This window comes from Kineobactrum salinum, from assembly GCF_010669285.1.
Lineage (GTDB): Bacteria > Pseudomonadota > Gammaproteobacteria > Pseudomonadales > Halieaceae > Kineobactrum > Kineobactrum salinum.
Map to the genome: position 1 here is coordinate 2,257,582 of NZ_CP048711.1, position 16,073 is coordinate 2,273,654.

A 16,073-nucleotide genomic window follows, 5' to 3' on the forward strand; every position below is an offset into this window, starting at 1 on the left:
CTTGGTCGGGATGTTTCGAACGGCCAGCGATTGCGCCGGGGGAAGGCGCACAGCTTTTGCAGTGGCCAACACGGCTTGGGTTTGTGTTGAACCGCTGATCAGCACCTGGTTTCGCCCGGGAGTGGGCTGGCCAGGCTACAGGACCTTCTCCGACAACAACAGCAAAAGACAGGAGTCTACAAAGATGTCCAAACTGATTGAGTTCATTGAAAAAATAGCAACTGATCCCGCCCTGCAAAAATCCTACGCTGCCGACCCGGAGCGGGCCCTGCGCGACTACGGTCTTGATGACGCAGAAATCAAGGCGGTATTGTCCGGAGACAGGAAGCAGGTGGAGGCCCTGACTGGCCGCTCTGTCAAACCGGTTCTGTTTTATTTCTTCCCTGATTAGTGGACACCGCGAAGCGCGGCAAGCCGTTCCTGCTGGCGGTACTGCTGTCGCTTGCGCCCCTGGCCACGGCGGCAGATGGGGACATTCAACAGCGTCTGGACCTGGCCGAGCAACTGCGTACCAGTGATCCGGGCCGGGTGGCACAACTGCTGGAAGGGCTGGAAGCGGAGCCGTTGGCGCCGCCACAGCAGCATCAGCTCGGATTTCTTCGCGCGTATCTGCTCGCCATGCGGGGCCGGCTGGAGGAAGCGATAGCACTTGTCGATGAGCTGCGGACCAGCCCATACCCCGAGACCCGCATCAAGGTCCACCTGCTGCTGGCCAATATGCACGAGTCGATCAAGGATTTTTCCGCCGCCTACACTTACCTGTACCACGCCCTCTCCGCAGTGGGTAGCGTGCAGGACAGTGCGCTGCGTGCCAATGTCTACACTGTCGCGACCCAGCTCAATATCAGTGCCGGGTCCTATCAACGGGCCCACGAATATGCTCTTGCGATCCGCGATACCTCCGACCAACCGCGCCATGTGTGCATCAGCCGGGCGCTGGAATTGCATGCGCTGGTCCGGCTGCAAAACAGCTATCCCCCCGACCTTGCGGAGGCGGCCTGGCAGGACTGCGAGCGCGCGGATGAGTTACTGGTAGCGCACACCACCCGGGTGTACACGGCGGAAGCGGATGTGCAGCATTCGCCCCGGCAGGTCAGGGACAGCATGCAGCAGACGCTGCCCGCCCTGGAGCGCATCGGCTTTCCCTACACTATTGTCAAGGCCCGCTATTGGTTGGCCCGGGCCCAGCTTGAATTGGGAGAGCCGGCGGCCGCACAGCGTTTGTTGGAGGACGTCTACCGGCAGGCGGGAGAGCTGGGGGACCGCAAGATAACCAGCCAGGCATTGCTGTTCCTGGCCCGGATCTACGAACAGGGCGGGCAAGCAGAACAGGCGCTGGACACCTATAAGGCGCATATCAAGTCACTCAATAAATACATCTCGGAGTTTTCCGAACGGAATATCGCCCACCATATGGCGCAAACAGACTACATGGAAAACCGCAACCGGATGGAGCTGCTGACCAGTGAAAACGAGCTGCTGCAGTTGGAAGCCCGGGTACAGCGCAATGAAAAACTGATGTCGGTGGCCGGCGGCAGTGTATTGATCGGCTTCATGTTGCTGGTGATGATCGGACTCAACCGGAAAAAAACCCAGCTCGATGCTCTCGCGAGTACGGATTTTCTGACCCAGACCTACAATCGCCGTTATTTCACGGAATTGGTGGATCGCCGCCTGAAGGAGCCCAAGGCCGATAATTACTACAGTCTGGTGATATTCGACATCGACAATTTCAAGATCGTCAACGATCAGCACGGGCATGCGGCGGGTGATGAAATCCTGCGCACGCTGGCCCGGGTCTGCCACGAGCATATTCGCCAGGAGGATATTCTCGCCCGTATCGGCGGCGAGGAATTTGCATTGTTCCTGCCGGGCTGCGCCCAGACCAACGCGGTGCAGATTGCGGATCAATGCCGCCGCGCCATTGCCGACACCGTGGTCCCCTGTGGTGATCTGAACCTGTCCGTGACAGCCAGTTTCGGCGTGGCCACCACGTCGCTGGAAGTCTCCAGCTTCGAAGCCCTGTTCAAGCAGGCGGATGACGCCCTGTACCGGTCCAAGGGCCGGGGTCGCAACTGCATCAATGTTGCTCCGTGGTCCCCCACCACTACCTGCGCCAGTGTCTGAGCACGCGGGCGAACTGGCCTGTGTCGGCCTGGGCATTATCCTGGGTGGCCAACTTACTGCGCTGGCCCGCAATCAACTGGCGCAGGCAGATCAGGTCTTCCTGCATGGCAACAGTCCGCTGTTGCTGGATTTCCTGCTGACGATCAACCCCAAGGTCGTGGACCTGCAACCCCTGTATCGTGCCGGTGAGAGCCGGCGGGACAGCTACGAGGCGATGATTGCCCTGGTAGTGCAGGCGGTGACGGACGGCCGCCGGGTTTGCTGGGCCTGCTACGGGCATCCGGCGGTTGCCAGCTGGCCGCCGGGCGAGGCCGTGCGCAGACTGCAGGCCGCTGGCTATCGCGCCACCCTGCATGCCGGTGTTTCGGCCGACGCCTGCCTGTACGCGGATCTCAACATAGATCCGCTGGCCCACGGCTGCCTGCAATTTGAGGCAAGCCAGTTCTTGTTTTACCGGCGGCAGGTGGACGTGACGGCCTACCTGATATTGTGGCAGCTCAACATCACGGGTGATTATACGCTGCAGCGGCTGGACAGCGACCGCAACAGTCTCGATATGCTGGTGGCCAGCCTGTGCCGCTGGTATCCGCCGGAACACCAGGTGATCCTCTACGAGGCGTCGGAACTGGCGATCTGGCCGTACCGTGCGGACCACCTGCCACTCGCCACCGTGCCGGAGGCGGAGCTGTCACAGGCGACAACCCTTGTCATTCCACCGCTGCACCGCAACCCCGCCGATACTGCCGTGCTGGACGCGCTCGCGGTTCCTGCCGGCCATTATCTGCGCCGGCAATAACAAACATCACCAGGGTGGTCTTCGCCACAGGAGGGGGACCTGATAGCGTGGGATCGCTATCACATCCCGCAATTCATTCCGTTGAGAGTGGCCGGCGAGTTCGCGGCGGGACGCCCGTATACCATGTGCAGCGAAGCTCAGGCAGGCGCCGCCTGGTTCAGTCCCGCCAGCTGGGAGATGTCCGCCACCTGCAGGAACAGCCCGCGCAGGTTGTGCAACAGGTTGAGGCGGTTGTGGCGCAGCGCCGCATCCTCGGTGTTGACCATGACGCAGTCGAAGAAGGCATCGACCGGCCCCTGCAGCGCGGCCAGGCAGGCCAGTGCTTCGCGATAGGCCCCGGTCGCGAGGTGTTCGGCGCTGACCATCGCCAGCTGCGCCATTTTCGTGGCCAGGTCCCGCTCGGCGGGTTCCGCCAGCAATGCCTGGTCGACTGCGGCAAAACGGTGGTCCGCCTCCAGCTTGTCGAGGATATTGCCCACCCGCTTGTTGGCGGCGGCCAGTGCCGCCGCTTCCGGCAACTGTGTGAAAGCGTGGACGGCGTGAACCCTGCGCTGTATGTCCAGTGGTCTGCCGGGTTTGTTGGCGCTTACCGCGCGAAACACCTCTACCGGAATATTGTCCTCTTCGTACCAGGCCCGGAAGCGCTCCAGCATGTAGTCCAACACCTGCGTGACACACTGCTTGTCGATGACATCGTCGGCGTATTCTGCCGCCGCCAGGGCCAGGCAGTCGCGCAGGTCCAGGTCCAGTTCCTTTTCCACCAGGATGCGCAGCACCGCCAGTGACGCCCGGCGCAGCGCGAACGGGTCGCGGGAGCCGGTGGGAGGCTGACCGATACCGAAGATGCCCACCAGCGTGTCCAGCCGGTCAGCCAGGCCCAGCGCGACCGCGGTGAGACCCTGCGGCAGCCGGTCGCCGGCGAATCGCGGCCAGTACTGCTGCTCCAGCGCGGCGGCGACGGCATCGTCCTCGCCGTCGTGGCGGGCGTAGTAGGCGCCGGCGATGCCCTGCATGTCGGCGAACTCCAGCACCATCTCGGTGCCGAGGTCGGCCTTGCTCAACAGGCCGGCGCGCTCCGCCAGTGCCGCGGGTGTGTCCAGCAGCCCGGCCAGTCTGCCGGCCAGCGCGGAGACCCGGCGGGTCTTGTCGTGAAGTGTGCCCAGCTGCTGCTGGAAGACGATACTGCGCAGGTCGTCGACCCGCGAGGCCAACGTCTGCTTCTTGTCATTGGCAAAAAAGAACGCCGCGTCGCTCAGGCGCGGGCGGATCACCCGCTCGTTGCCGCTGATCACCTGGCTGGGATCCCGGCTCTCGATGTTGCTGATGGTGATGAAATGGGGCAGCAGCCGGTCCTCGGCGTCCACCAGGTGAAAGTATTTCTGGTGTTCCTTCATCGACGATATCAGGGCTTCGGCGGGCACCTCCAGGAAGCGCTGTTCGAAATTGCCGGTCAATGCCACTGGCCACTCCACCAGGCCGGTGACTTCATCCAGCAGATCGGGGTCGATCACGGCCTGCGCCTGCAGCGCGCTGGCCTCCACTTCCACCTGCTCCCGGATCATCGCGCGGCGCTGCTCAAAACTGGCGACCACCCTGGCCTTGGCCAGCGCTTCGGCATAGTCTTCCGGGCGCTCGAGGGTAATGCTGCCTTGGCTGTGAAAGCGGTGACCGCGGGTGGTATTGCCGGTGGCCAGGCCCAGGACCTCGCCGTGGTCGCTGTCCTGGCCGAGCATCGCCACCACCCAGTGTACCGGGCGCACGAATTCGACCCGGGAGGCGCCCCAGCGCATGCGCCTGGCGATCGGCAGCGCGCGGATGCTGTCGTGGATGATGTCGTTGAGGCAGGCCCCGGTTGCGGCGCCGCGCACAGTGCTGCGCAGTCCCAGGCGCGGGCCCTTGGGGGTGTCCATCAGCTCCAGTTGCTCCGGTTCTACGCCCTGCTTGCGGGCAAAACCCAGCGCCGCCGGGCTCCACTCGCCCTGCTCGTTCCTGGCCTTGTCGGCGGGCGGCCCCTGCACTTCCAGTTCGCGATCCGGCGCCTGCAGGCTCACATCGCGGATCAGTACCGCCAGCCGGCGCGGCGAGGCGAACCACTCCACCTCGCCATGGGCCAGCTCGCGCTGCGCCAGACCGGTAGTGATACCGTCCCGGAATGCCAGCCCCAGGGCCTTGAGGGACTTCGGTGGCAGTTCCTCGGTACCCAGTTCTATCAGCAGGTGTTCGCTGGCACTCACTGTGCGGCCTCCCTTGCGCTGTTGTCCAACACCTCACGCCGCAGGCGCTCCTCCGCCAGCGGGAAGCCCAGCGCGGCGCGGGCATTGAAATAACTCTGCGCGACCCCTCGTGCCAGGGTCCGCACCCGCAGGATATAGCGCTGGCGCTCGGTCACCGAGATGGCGTGGCGGGCATCCAGCAGATTGAAGGTGTGCGAGGCCTTCATCACCATTTCATAGGCGGGCAGCGGCAGGTTTTTTGCGGTCAGACGCAGGGCTTCGCGTTCGCACTGGTCGAACTGCCCGAACAGGTACTCTGTATCCGCCTCTTCAAAGTTGTAGTGCGACATTTCCACTTCGTTCTGGTGAAACACATCGCCATAGCTCACGTTGCCCGCAGGGCCCCGGGTCCACACCAGGTCGTAGATGCTGTCGACGCCCTGCAGGTACATCGCAATGCGCTCCAGCCCGTAGGTGATCTCGCCAGTCACCGGGTAGCATTCCAGGCCGCCGGCCTGCTGGAAATAGGTGAACTGGGTGACCTCCATGCCGTTCAGCCACACCTCCCAGCCCAGGCCCCAGGCGCCCAGCGTGGGGGACTCCCAATTGTCTTCGACAAAGCGGATGTCGTGGATGGCGCTGTCGATGCCCAGTGCCTGCAGCGATTCCAGGTACAACTCCTGGAACGCAGCCGGTGAGGGCTTCATCACCACCTGGAACTGGTAGTAGTGTTGCAGCCGGTTGGGGTTGTCGCCGTAGCGGCCATCGGTGGGCCGCCGGCTGGGCTGCACATAGGCTGCATTCCAGGTTTCGGGACCGATCGCGCGCAGGAAGGTGGCCGGGTGAAAGGTGCCGGCGCCCACTTCCATATCCAACGGTTGCAGCAGTACACAGCCCTGCCCGGCCCAGAACTGCTGCAGCTTGAGAATGAGATCCTGAAATGTCAGCTTCTCCGTGGACACGGCTACCCCTGTACGCGAGTTGCAAAAAGCTGGGTATTATACAGGCACTTTCCCCGGCATAATATGAAGATTCCAGCTCGCGCCCCGTCGGCGTCCGGGCGGCTCACCTTCCCTGACTTTGCGGCACCGGTCCCGTCGGGCCGGCAACAGGAGCGTCATGTTTTACGGCAAGTTGATTGCGGGCCTTATCGGTCTGCTGGTGTTCGGCCCCATAGGCCTGATTATCGGGGTCATTATCGGCCACAGTTTTGATCGCGGCCTGGGACGGGTCTTTCAGGCCGGGTCGCCTGAGAATATTGCCCGGATCAAACAGCAATTCTTCGAAACCATCTTCCTGCTGCTGGGTCATCTGGCCAAGGCTGACGGCCGTATTTCCCAGCAGGAAGTCGACCACACGGAAATGATTATCCAGCAAATGGGGCTGGACGGTACCCAGCGGCAGCGCGCGATAGACCTGTTCCGGCGTGGCTCGGCGCCGGAATTCGAGCTGGATGCCGCGGTCTCGGCCTTCATGGAAGTCTGCGGCCGCCAGCCGCAGCTGCGCCAGACCCTGCTGTTATTCCTGATTTCGCTGGCACTGGCGGATCACCAGTTGCAGCCCGAGGAACAACAGGTACTGCAGCGTATCGCGAGTTTGCTGGGTTTCAGCGCGGCGCAGCTGGATCAGTTATTGAGAATGGCCCGGGCCCAGGAGCAGTTCCACAGCGGCGGTGCCAGCCAGCCCGACAGCCCGGACCGGCTACAGGCGGCCTACACCGCCCTGGGCGTGAGCCCGGAGATCAACGACCGCGAGCTGAAGCGGGTCTATCGCAAGTTGATGAGTGAGCACCACCCGGACAAGCTTATCGCGAAGGGCGTACCGGAGGACATGCTCAAGCTGGCCACCGAGAAGTCCCAGGAGATCACCGCGGCCTACGAGTTGATTCGCAAGCACCGCGCGGCCCGCGGTTAGGGCATATTAGGTCGCTGTACCACGGTACTTCTTCAAGCTGAATGGCGTTTACTTAAGGGTTGTTGGATTTCTTAGCCCGGTCAGCGTCCTGGGAGGGTGCTTTCGAGACACGCCGTGAACCCATCCGTGGGGGCTCGGATGCGACATCCATGTCGCATACGGTCTCGAAAGCACCCTCCCAGAACGCTGACCTGCCACCAGCGTGAGTTAAAGTGAGTGCCATTTATCCTTCAAGAAAATTTTGACGGGATGTTAGATACGCCAGAACATCGGTGTGAACAGTACCAGCAGCGTGAAAATCTCCAGCCGCCCGAGCAGCATGGCGAGGCAAAGGAGGGCCTTTGCAGTGTCATTGATACCGGCGTAATTCGCGGCCACATCGCCGAGGCCCGGGCCGAGGTTGTTCAGGGAGGCTGCCACGGCTGAAAATGCTGTGAGAAAATCCAGCCCGGTAGCCATCAGCAGCAGCATCACGGTCACGAAAACAAACATGTAGACTGCAAAAAAACTCCACACGGCACTGATGATCTTCGCGTCCACGCGGCGCCTGCCCACCTTGAGTGGGATCACCGCCTTGGGGTGGACCAGCTGTTTCATTTCGCGGATACCCTGCTTGCAGATGAGCATCGTGCGCACGGCCTTGATGCCGCCGGCGGTGGAGCCCACGCAACCACCCATGAAGGAAAACATCAGCAGCAGCATCGGCAGGAAGGTGGGCCAGACGGAAAAATCCTGGGTGGCGAAGCCGGTGGTGGTGGCGATGGACACGGTCTGGAACAGGCCGTGCACCAGGCTGTCGCCCAGTGGCAGGGTCTCGCTGATGATCAGGTAGCTGCAGGTGATCGCTATACCGGTAAGCAGCACGCCGAGGAAGAAGCGCGACTCGGAATCCTGCCGGTAATTGCCCAGGCTGCGGCGTCGCAGGGCGAGAAAGTGCAGGCCGAAATTCATCGCGGAGACGGTCATGAACAGGCTGCAGATCAACAGGATGGTATTGCTGTCGAAGTAGCCCATGCTGCTGTCATGGGTGGAGAAGCCACCGATGGCCACCGTCGAAAAAGCATGGGCAACGGCGTCGAACCCCGACATCCCGGCCACATAGTAGGCCAGCGCGCAGACTCCGGTGAGGACCACATAGACGGTGAACAGCGCCTTGGCGGTTTCGGCGATGCGCGGAGTCAGCTTGCGGTCCTTGGTGGGGCCGGGTATCTCGGCCCGGTACAGTTGCATGCCGCCGATTCCCAGCATCGGTAGAATGGCAACCGCAATCACGATGATGCCGATGCCGCCCAGCCATTGCAGCAGCTGGCGGTAAATCAATATCGACCGGGGTAGATGGTCCAGGCCGGTAATGACGGTGGCGCCGGTGGTGGTGAGGCCCGAGATGGATTCGAAAATGGCTTCCATCGGGCTCAGTTGCAGGGTCTCGGTCAGCGCCAGGGGCAGCGCACCGAAAATCCCGAGTACCGTCCAGAACAGTGAGGTAACCAGGAAGCCGTCGCGTATCCGCAGTTCGTGCCGGACATGCTGAACCGGCAACCACAGCGCCAGCCCTGCGGCAAAGGTAAGGCCCAGCGCGCCGAGGAAGCTGGCTACGGTGTCGTCGTCATCCAGCAGCGCCACCACCAGCGGGGCCAGCAGCGTGGTGCTGAACAGCATCAGCAACAGGCCCAGGATCCGCATTGAAATACTCAGGTGCATGGGCGGCGGGTCAGGAGAAGAAGCCGAAACCGACGGAAAACAGTTTTTCCACGGCCGAGATCTTGCCGCGGTCCACCAGGAACAGCACCACGTGGTCGCCGGTCTCCACCACCACGTGGCGATGGGCAATCAGCACGTCATCCCCGCGGACCAGAGCGCCAATAGTCACCCCATCGGGCAGGGCAATTTCGTCCAGGCGCCGGCCAACCACGCGAGAGGAATAAGGGTCGCCCCGCGCGGTCACCTCGATGGCCTCGGCCGCGCCGCGGCGCAGTGAGTGGACGTTGCTGATGTCTCCGCGGCGAATATGCGTCAGCAGACTGCCGATGGTAATCTGCTGGGGAGAGATGGCGATGTCGATTTCGTCCCCCACCAGGTCGGCGTAGGCGGCGTTGGTGATCAGCGTGATCACCTTCTTCGCCCCCATACGCTTGGCCAGCATGGACATCATGATATTGGATTCGTCGTTGTTGGTCAGCGCGCAGAAGACGTCGGTGGCCTCGATATTCTCCGCCGACAGCAGCTGCGGCTCCGAGGCGCTGCCGTGCAGGACGATGGCCTGCTTCAGCGACTCGGACAGGAAACGGCAGCGCTCGTAGGACTGCTCTATCACCTTTACCTGGTAGTTTTGCTCGATGCTCTGGGCGAGGGTGGCGCCGATGTTGCCACCACCGGCAATCATCACCCGTCGATAGGGCTTGTCGACCTTGCGCAGTTCCGACATGACCGCTCGGATGTGTTTGCGCGCGGCGATGAAAAACACCTCGTCGTCTGCCTCCACCACCGTATCGCCCTCGGGGATGATGGCCCGGTCCTGGCGGAAAATGGCGGCCACCCGGGTGTCCACCTTGGGCATGTGCTGGCGGATATCCTGCAGCTGGTGGCCGACGATGGGGCCGCCGTGATAGGCACGCACCGCGACCAGCTGTATCCGGCCATCGGCAAAATCCAGTACCTGCAGCGCACCGGGATTGGCAATGAGTTCGACAATGTTCTTGGTGACCAGTTGCTCGGGACCGATGATCACATCGACCGGCACATGCTCAGGGGTAAACAGGCGGTCCTGGTAGGCCAGGTAATTGGGCGAGCGCACTCTGGAAATCTTGGTGGGGGTGTTGAACAGCGAATGTGCAATCTGGCAGGCCATCATGTTGATCTCATCGCTGTTGGTAACGGCGATCACCATGTCGGCATCCTCCGCGCCGGCCCGCAACAACGTGTCAGGATAGGAGGCGCCGCCGGTGACAGTACCGACATCGAGATGATCCTGCAGGGCCCGTAAACGCTCGCTGTCGGTATCCACGACAGTGATGTCATTCTGTTCATTGGCCAGATGTTCTGCCAGAGTGCCGCCCACCTGGCCGGCACCGAGGATGATGATCTTCATCGCTGGTGAAACCCGCGTAAAATTCCCTGCACCTTAATGAAAAGACTGGGGGAATGTAAGTGTTTTTGCCGGACGAAGGAATTCCGTGAGCGGCCGCGTTTTATCATGGGCGTTGCACAATGCCGTAGAATAATCCGTCCGGCCCCTGTACCTGCGGCAGCAACTGACCGCCGCAGGGACGGAGCTCGCCGACCGGCGCTGGCAGCAGTATCGCTTCCGGCGTGGCCTGCAGAAACTGCTGTAACACGCCGCTGTTTTCTTCTTCCAACACCGAACAGGTGACATACAGCAGCCGCCCGCCGGGCGCCAGCAGTGGCCACAGGCCCCGCAGTATAGCCAGTTGTTGTGCCGCAAAGCTGCCGATATCCGCTGGCCGGCGCAGTACCTTGATATCCGGATGGCGGCGAACGACCCCGCTGGCGGAACAGGGCGCGTCCACCAGAATACGCTGGAAGCGCTGGCCCTGCAGTTGCACCGGTGCCGCCGCGTCTTCCGTCAGCACCTCGGCATCCAGGGACAGGCGCTGCAGGTTTTCGCGGACCCGCCGCAGTCGTTGCGGGTCGACATCCATCGCCACCAGCCGCAGGGTAGGGTCCAGTTCCAGCAGGTGGCAGGTTTTGCCGCCGGGGGCAGCGCAGGCATCCAGCACCCGGTCTCCGGGTGTGGCCTGCAGCAGCCGGGCGGCAAGCTGGGCCGCCTCATCCTGTATGCTCACCCTGCCATCGGCAAAACCGGGCAGTGCGCTGACGTCCATTGGCTGGGCGAGGTAAATCGCCTCCGCCGCCAGGCTGCCTGCGCTTGCTTCGATGCCGTTTGCAGCCAGTGTGGCCAGATAGTCCTCACGGCTGCCGAGCCGGCGGTTGACTCGCAGCACCATTGGCGGTTGCGCATTGTTGGCGGCGATGATGGCCGCCGCCTGCTGCGGCCACTCTCTATGAATGGCCTGGTACAACCACTGCGGATGGGCTGCAGCGGCAGCGTCATCGAGCTGCGCAGCCAACACCTCGCGCTCGCGCAGGTAGCGCCGCAGCACTGCGTTGCACAGTCCCTTGGCCCAGGGGCGGGATAATGCGGTGGCAGCGGCGACGGTGGCCGCGACTGCGGCGTGATCCGGAATCCGCGTGGCACTGAGCTGGTACAGACCCGCCAGCAGCAACGCCTCCACCTCGCGGTCCCGGCTTCGCAGTGGTTTCGCCAGCAGTCGGGCCAGTTGTGGCTGCAGGCGCGGGTATTCGCGCAGGGTGCCGTAGCACAACTGCTGCAACAGGCTGCGATCGCGTGACGCTACGGTATCCAGCGCCGCAGGCAGCACCTGGTTCAGCGACGCGCCTTCCAGCACCTGGGCTACAACTGTGGCCGCCGCGGCGCGGGTGTCCGCTATCGTGCCACCCTTTGCAGGGCGCATCAGCCGGGCTCCGGTGCAGGTGGATCGAACTGTTCGCCGGCGCCGAACAGCGCAGCCCTGGCGTGCAGGAGCTCGCCGCTGTCGAGCGGCTTGCCCCCTGCCAGTTGCAGTACCTCCAGGCGCAGGGCACCCTCACCACAAGCGACAACGATCCCCGTGCTGTCGGCCCGCACAATGGTTCCGGGAACCAGACCCGTGGCGGTGTCCTCCAGGGCCGTTGCTTGCCATATGCGTACCCGCTCGCCCCGCAGGCTGCTGTAGCAGACCGGAAAAGGATTGAATGCCCGCACTGCCCTGGCCAGAGTTGCTGCATCCAGGTGCCAGTCCAGATTGGCCTCCGCCTTCGTCAGCTTGTGGGCGTAGGTGGCAGCTGCGTCATTCTGGGGCACGGCCGTGGTCAGCGCCGCCGGCAGATCCGCCAGGACGCTCAGCAACAGCGGTGGCCCCAACTTGGCCAGACTGTCGTGCAGCCCGGCCGCGGTGGTGCGGGGGCCGATCGGGCAGCGCGCGGTGGCCAGCATGGCGCCGGTATCCAGGCCGGCGTCCATTTGCATGATTGTTATCCCGCTCTCGCGGTCGCCGGCGGCGATGGCACGCTGAATGGGTGCCGCGCCCCGCCAGCGCGGCAACAGCGAAGCGTGTACGTTGATGCAGCCGAACCGTGGCGCCTCCAGCACCGGCTGCGGTAGCAGCAGTCCGTAGGCAACCACTACCATTACATCTGCCTGCAGTGCCGTCAGGTGCGCCTGTGCCGCGGGATCGCGCAAGCCGGGTGGCTGCTCCACCGCGAGGCCCGCTTCCCGGGCACAGAGTTTGACCGGGCTGGCCTGCAGTTTCTTGCCCCTCCCGGCGCGCCGGTCGGGTTGGGTATAGACCGCGACGATTGTGTGCGGGCTATCCAGCAGGGCCCGCAGATGAGTGGCGGCAAATTCCGGGGTGCCGGCAAATATGACGCGCAGCGGCTTGGCGGGCACCGGCTCAGGCCCGGTGCCGATGTTCTTTCTCCAGCTTCTTGCGGATGCGCTGGCGTTTGAGTGGAGAGAGGTAGTCGACGAACAGCTTGCCGTCCAGATGGTCGATCTCGTGTTGCAGGCAAACCGCCAGCAGACCCTCGAGCTCCCGGACGAACGGTTTGCCGTCGCGATCCAGCGCCGTGGCGGACACACGCTGGGGGCGTTGCACTGTCTCATAGAAACCGGGGACCGACAGGCAGCCCTCGTCATATTCCCCCAGTTCGGGATCCAGTACGCTTATCTCCGGATTGATGAAGACCAGCGGTTCACTCTGGTCCCCGCTCACGTCGATGACCAGCAGGCGTTGATGCACGTTGACCTGGGTGGCGGCCAGCCCGATACCGGGCGCCGCATACATGGTTTCAAACATGTCGTCGATCAGCGCGCGGGTGGCATCCGTGACAGCGGCAACCGGTTTGGCCCGGGTCCGCAGGCGGGGGTCGGGGAATTCCAGAATATCGAGTACTGCCATGGTGTCTGAGGCCTTGTCTGACTGCTTGCTGCAATGGTGAATTAGTCACATTTGGGCTTGCCTCGGAAGCGGGCCCAACGCAAACTGTGGCTATTATATAACTGCTGGCAAGGCAGTGCCCAGCACTGCCTGTCAGTACTGGCTGAGTACAGTGGCTGTGCCGCAGCTGGCTGCAGAGGGAAGGCTGCCGGCCCGTGACGGCAGGGGGATAATAACAGGGTCTCGCTGGATGGAATCATGAAAACGAAGTCGTTCCCGATCTCGCTGCTGGCGCTTTGCGGCCTGCTGTTCAGCGCCTGGCTGCACGCAGCGGTGGAGCTCAATGACGATGTGCCGGAGACCTATACTGTCAAAAAGGGTGACACGCTCTGGGGCATCTCCGGCATGTATCTGCGGCAACCCTGGCTGTGGCCCGAACTGTGGGATGTGAATCCGCAGATTGATAACCCGCATCTGATTTATCCCGGTGACGAACTGTATCTCACTTGGGTCGATGGCCAGCCACGGCTGCGCCTGCGGCGCGGCCGTGACGTCAAGCTGAAGCCGGGCATGCGGGTAAGCTCGCTGGACCTGGCGATACCGCTGATCCCGCTGGACGAGATCGGCGCCTTTCTTCGGCGCCACCGCATCCTGCCGGCGGAGGACCTGAACAATTCCGCCTACCTGGTGGCTGCCGATCAGGGCCATCTGCTCAGCGCTCCCGGCGATCGCGTCTACGGCCGCGGCCCGTTTCCGGAGGGAGAGCGCAGTTTTGGCATTTTCCGCGCCGGCGACACCTATCGGGATCCGCTGACCGGCGAACTACTGGGCTATCAGGCCATGGATATCGGTAATGCCCGGCGGCTCGGGGGTAATGGCGACGATGTCACCGAGCTCGAGATCACCCGCGTGACGGAGGAAGTGCGCACTGGTGACCGCTTTCTGCCCCAGGAGGACCGAGTGCTGGAGGCCACCTTCCAGCCGCGGGCGCCGGACTCCGAAGTAGCCGGCGGCCTGATGATTGCGGTTGACGGTGGTGTCAGCCAGATAGGTATCAACAATATCGTGGTGCTCAATCGCGGTGCCCGCGAGGGGCTGGAGGTCGGGCATGTCCTGGCCATATACCAGGCGGGTGAGCGGGTATTCGACCAGGTGGCGCGCCAGAATGTCACTTTGCCGGATACCCGGGCGGGCCTGTTGATGGTATTTGAAGTGTTTGAGAAAGCCAGCTACGCGCTGGTGCTGAAGGCCAGCCGTCCGCTGAAGGTGCTGGACAAGATCAAGAACCCCTGAGCGCGCCGCCGGCCGGGAACGACCCACCGGCCCCAATGATTTTCCCTCAGGGACCCGACGTCAAGGATGATGTTGATGGATGCCGCTCACACCCGCCTGTGCCTGTTGCTGCACAGTCTTCCCAGTCTCGACAACGGGCAGTTGCGCCTTCTGCTGTCGCACTACGGTTCTGTCAGCGCACTGTATGAGGCCGGAGATACCGGGCCACCGCCGGGTATTTCTGCGGCCGCCTGGCATGATATCGGCCTGGCCCGGCGCCGCGGCAAGCACCCCCAGGCGCTGGGAGACGTCGATCGCCAGCTCGACGCCCTGCTCGGGGTCGACGGCCATGTGCTGGCGCTGGGCGAACCCGGCTACCCGGGACTGCTGGCCACGATTCACGATCCGCCACCGCTGTTGTACCTGCGCGGGCAGCCCGAAGTGCTGCGCCAACCCCAGCTGGCCATCGTGGGCAGCCGCAAGGCCAGCCCGGCCGGTTTACGCTATGCCCGCTTCCTGGCCGCTGCCGCAGCAGATGCCGGTCTCGCCGTCACCAGTGGTCTGGCGTTGGGCATTGACGGTGCCGCCCACGAGGGTGCCCTGCAGGCAGGGGGTGGCAGCGTTGCCGTGATGGCTACCGGCGTGGACGCCATCTACCCCCGGCGCCATCGTCAGCTCGCACTGCAGTTGCAGCAGCAGGGCTGTCTGGTGAGTGAGTTCCCGCCGCTGACGCCGCCGCTGCCCCGGCACTTCCCGGCCCGCAACCGGATTATCAGCGGTCTTTCACTGGGCGTGCTGGTGGTGGAGGCGGCGCTGCCCAGCGGCTCCCTGATTACCGCCGGGACGGCGCTGGAACAGGGCAGGGAAGTCTTTGCGGTGCCCTGGTTTCCGGAACATCGCGGCGGACACGGTTGTCTGCGGCTGCTGCGCGACGGTGCGGTGATGGTGGAGTCGGCACAGGACATCCTGGCGGAACTGGGCAGCCTGCACCGGCTGCAGGGTGAACTGGAGCTGGCAAGCCCCGCCCCTGCCGCACTGTCGCCGGAACAGCACCAGCTGCTGGATATGGTAGGCTTTGAACGGGTCACCGTGCAGGAGCTGGTGCATTGTAGTGGCCGTCCGGTGGCCGAGGTGTTGGCTGCGCTATCGGCGCTGGAAGCGGCAGGTCATGTCAGCCGGCGCGGGGGAGCGTATCTGCGCTGTTGACGACAGCGCTTGCCTTGTGGCGGCCAAGTGGGTAAATTTCGCCCTCCCCTGATCCCCCGCCCATCCACTGCTGGAGGTACATCATGAGCAAACCCTTCGTTGCCATCGTCATGGGGTCCGATTCCGACCTGCCTGTGATGGAGGCCAGTTTTGCGGTCCTGCGCAGCTTCGGAATTCCGTTCGAGGCCCGTATCACTTCGGCGCACCGCACTCCGGAGGTCACCAAGGAATTTGTGCAGGACGCCGACCAACGTGGCTGTGCGGTATTCATTGCCGCCGCCGGCATGGCCGCGCATCTGGCCGGAGCGGTAGCGGCGACCACCGTCAAACCGGTCATCGGCGTGCCGATGAATGCCTCGCTGGACGGCCTGGATGCACTGTTGTCCACCGTGCAGATGCCCGCGGGTATCCCCGTGGCATCCGTGGCAATCGGCAAGGCCGGCGCCAAAAATGCCGCCTATCTGGCCGCCCAGATTCTGGCGGTCGCCGACCCGGAACTGGCGCGCAAGCTGCGGGACGAGCGCAGTGACAACGCCGAGGCGATCCGGACCAAGGACAAGGCCCTGCAGGACTCCCTGCGGGCCTGAT

Annotated in this window: 14 protein-coding genes; 7 read left to right on the forward strand and 7 right to left on the reverse strand. The window is 63.5% G+C overall.

The annotated features are described in order from the left end of the window. Positions 1–184: 184 nt before the first annotated feature. The 3 genes from G3T16_RS09750 to G3T16_RS09760 are packed head-to-tail and all read left to right on the forward strand — an operon-like array spanning position 185 to position 2,923. Positions 185–391: a hypothetical protein gene (locus tag G3T16_RS09750; protein ID WP_163495033.1), complete on the forward strand. Its 207-nt coding sequence runs from the start codon at positions 185–187 to the stop codon at positions 389–391. Next, positions 391–2,127, forward strand: coding sequence for a GGDEF domain-containing protein (locus tag G3T16_RS09755; protein ID WP_163495035.1), 1,737 nt, complete (start codon positions 391–393; stop codon positions 2,125–2,127). The genes G3T16_RS09750 and G3T16_RS09755 overlap by 1 nt, the downstream gene beginning before the upstream one ends. Then, complete coding sequence (locus G3T16_RS09760) at positions 2,120–2,923, forward strand: SAM-dependent methyltransferase (RefSeq protein WP_163495037.1); 804 nt, start codon at positions 2,120–2,122, stop codon at positions 2,921–2,923. The genes G3T16_RS09755 and G3T16_RS09760 overlap by 8 nt, the downstream gene beginning before the upstream one ends. Before the next feature lie 137 nt (positions 2,924–3,060). Here the strand turns inward: G3T16_RS09760 and glyS are convergent, their stop codons facing one another. Beyond that, positions 3,061–5,157, reverse strand: coding sequence for a glycine--tRNA ligase subunit beta (gene glyS, locus G3T16_RS09765; protein WP_197911986.1), 2,097 nt, complete (start codon positions 5,155–5,157; stop codon positions 3,061–3,063). Further along, on the reverse strand, positions 5,154–6,098 hold the full coding sequence (gene glyQ / locus G3T16_RS09770; protein ID WP_163495038.1) for a glycine--tRNA ligase subunit alpha: 945 nt from the start codon (positions 6,096–6,098) through the stop codon (positions 5,154–5,156). The genes glyS and glyQ overlap by 4 nt, the downstream gene beginning before the upstream one ends. A 157-nt stretch (positions 6,099–6,255) precedes the next feature. Here glyQ and djlA point away from each other — a divergent pair, with 157 nt between their 5' ends. Continuing rightward, positions 6,256–7,050, forward strand: a complete 795-nt coding sequence (gene djlA, locus G3T16_RS09775) for a co-chaperone DjlA (RefSeq protein ID WP_163495039.1) — start codon at positions 6,256–6,258, stop codon at positions 7,048–7,050. A 252-nt stretch (positions 7,051–7,302) separates the two neighbouring features. On the opposite strand, the gene G3T16_RS09780 is transcribed toward djlA, so the two are convergent. From G3T16_RS09780 to def, 5 genes are all read right to left on the reverse strand, one after another. Beyond that, complete coding sequence (locus G3T16_RS09780) at positions 7,303–8,751, reverse strand: TrkH family potassium uptake protein (RefSeq protein ID WP_163495040.1); 1,449 nt, start codon at positions 8,749–8,751, stop codon at positions 7,303–7,305. A 10-nt stretch (positions 8,752–8,761) separates the two neighbouring features. Further along, complete coding sequence (gene trkA, locus G3T16_RS09785; RefSeq protein WP_163495041.1) at positions 8,762–10,138, reverse strand: Trk system potassium transporter TrkA; 1,377 nt, start codon at positions 10,136–10,138, stop codon at positions 8,762–8,764. A gap of 103 nt (positions 10,139–10,241) precedes the next feature. After that, positions 10,242–11,543 (reverse strand): 16S rRNA (cytosine(967)-C(5))-methyltransferase RsmB, encoded by a 1,302-nt coding sequence (gene rsmB / locus G3T16_RS09790; RefSeq protein ID WP_163495042.1) that lies wholly within the window; start codon positions 11,541–11,543, stop codon positions 10,242–10,244. Further along, positions 11,543–12,517: a methionyl-tRNA formyltransferase gene (fmt, locus tag G3T16_RS09795; protein WP_163495043.1), complete on the reverse strand. Its 975-nt coding sequence runs from the start codon at positions 12,515–12,517 to the stop codon at positions 11,543–11,545. Before fmt ends, rsmB begins: the two co-directional genes overlap by 1 nt. A gap of 4 nt (positions 12,518–12,521) precedes the next feature. After that, positions 12,522–13,028 (reverse strand): peptide deformylase, encoded by a 507-nt coding sequence (def, locus tag G3T16_RS09800; protein WP_163495045.1) that lies wholly within the window; start codon positions 13,026–13,028, stop codon positions 12,522–12,524. A 237-nt stretch (positions 13,029–13,265) separates the two neighbouring features. On the opposite strand from def, the gene G3T16_RS09805 reads away from it, so the two are divergent. The 3 genes from G3T16_RS09805 (at position 13,266) to purE (ending at position 16,072) form a co-directional block, all read left to right on the forward strand. Further along, positions 13,266–14,300, forward strand: coding sequence for a LysM peptidoglycan-binding domain-containing protein (locus tag G3T16_RS09805; RefSeq protein WP_163495047.1), 1,035 nt, complete (start codon positions 13,266–13,268; stop codon positions 14,298–14,300). 75 nt (positions 14,301–14,375) lie between these two features. Further along, positions 14,376–15,485: a DNA-processing protein DprA gene (dprA, locus tag G3T16_RS09810; RefSeq protein ID WP_163495049.1), complete on the forward strand. Its 1,110-nt coding sequence runs from the start codon at positions 14,376–14,378 to the stop codon at positions 15,483–15,485. An 83-nt stretch (positions 15,486–15,568) separates the two neighbouring features. Beyond that, the gene (gene purE, locus G3T16_RS09815) at positions 15,569–16,072 is read left to right on the forward strand and encodes a 5-(carboxyamino)imidazole ribonucleotide mutase (protein ID WP_163495051.1); all 504 of its coding nucleotides are present in this window, start codon (positions 15,569–15,571) and stop codon (positions 16,070–16,072) included. Position 16,073 lies beyond the last annotated feature (1 nt).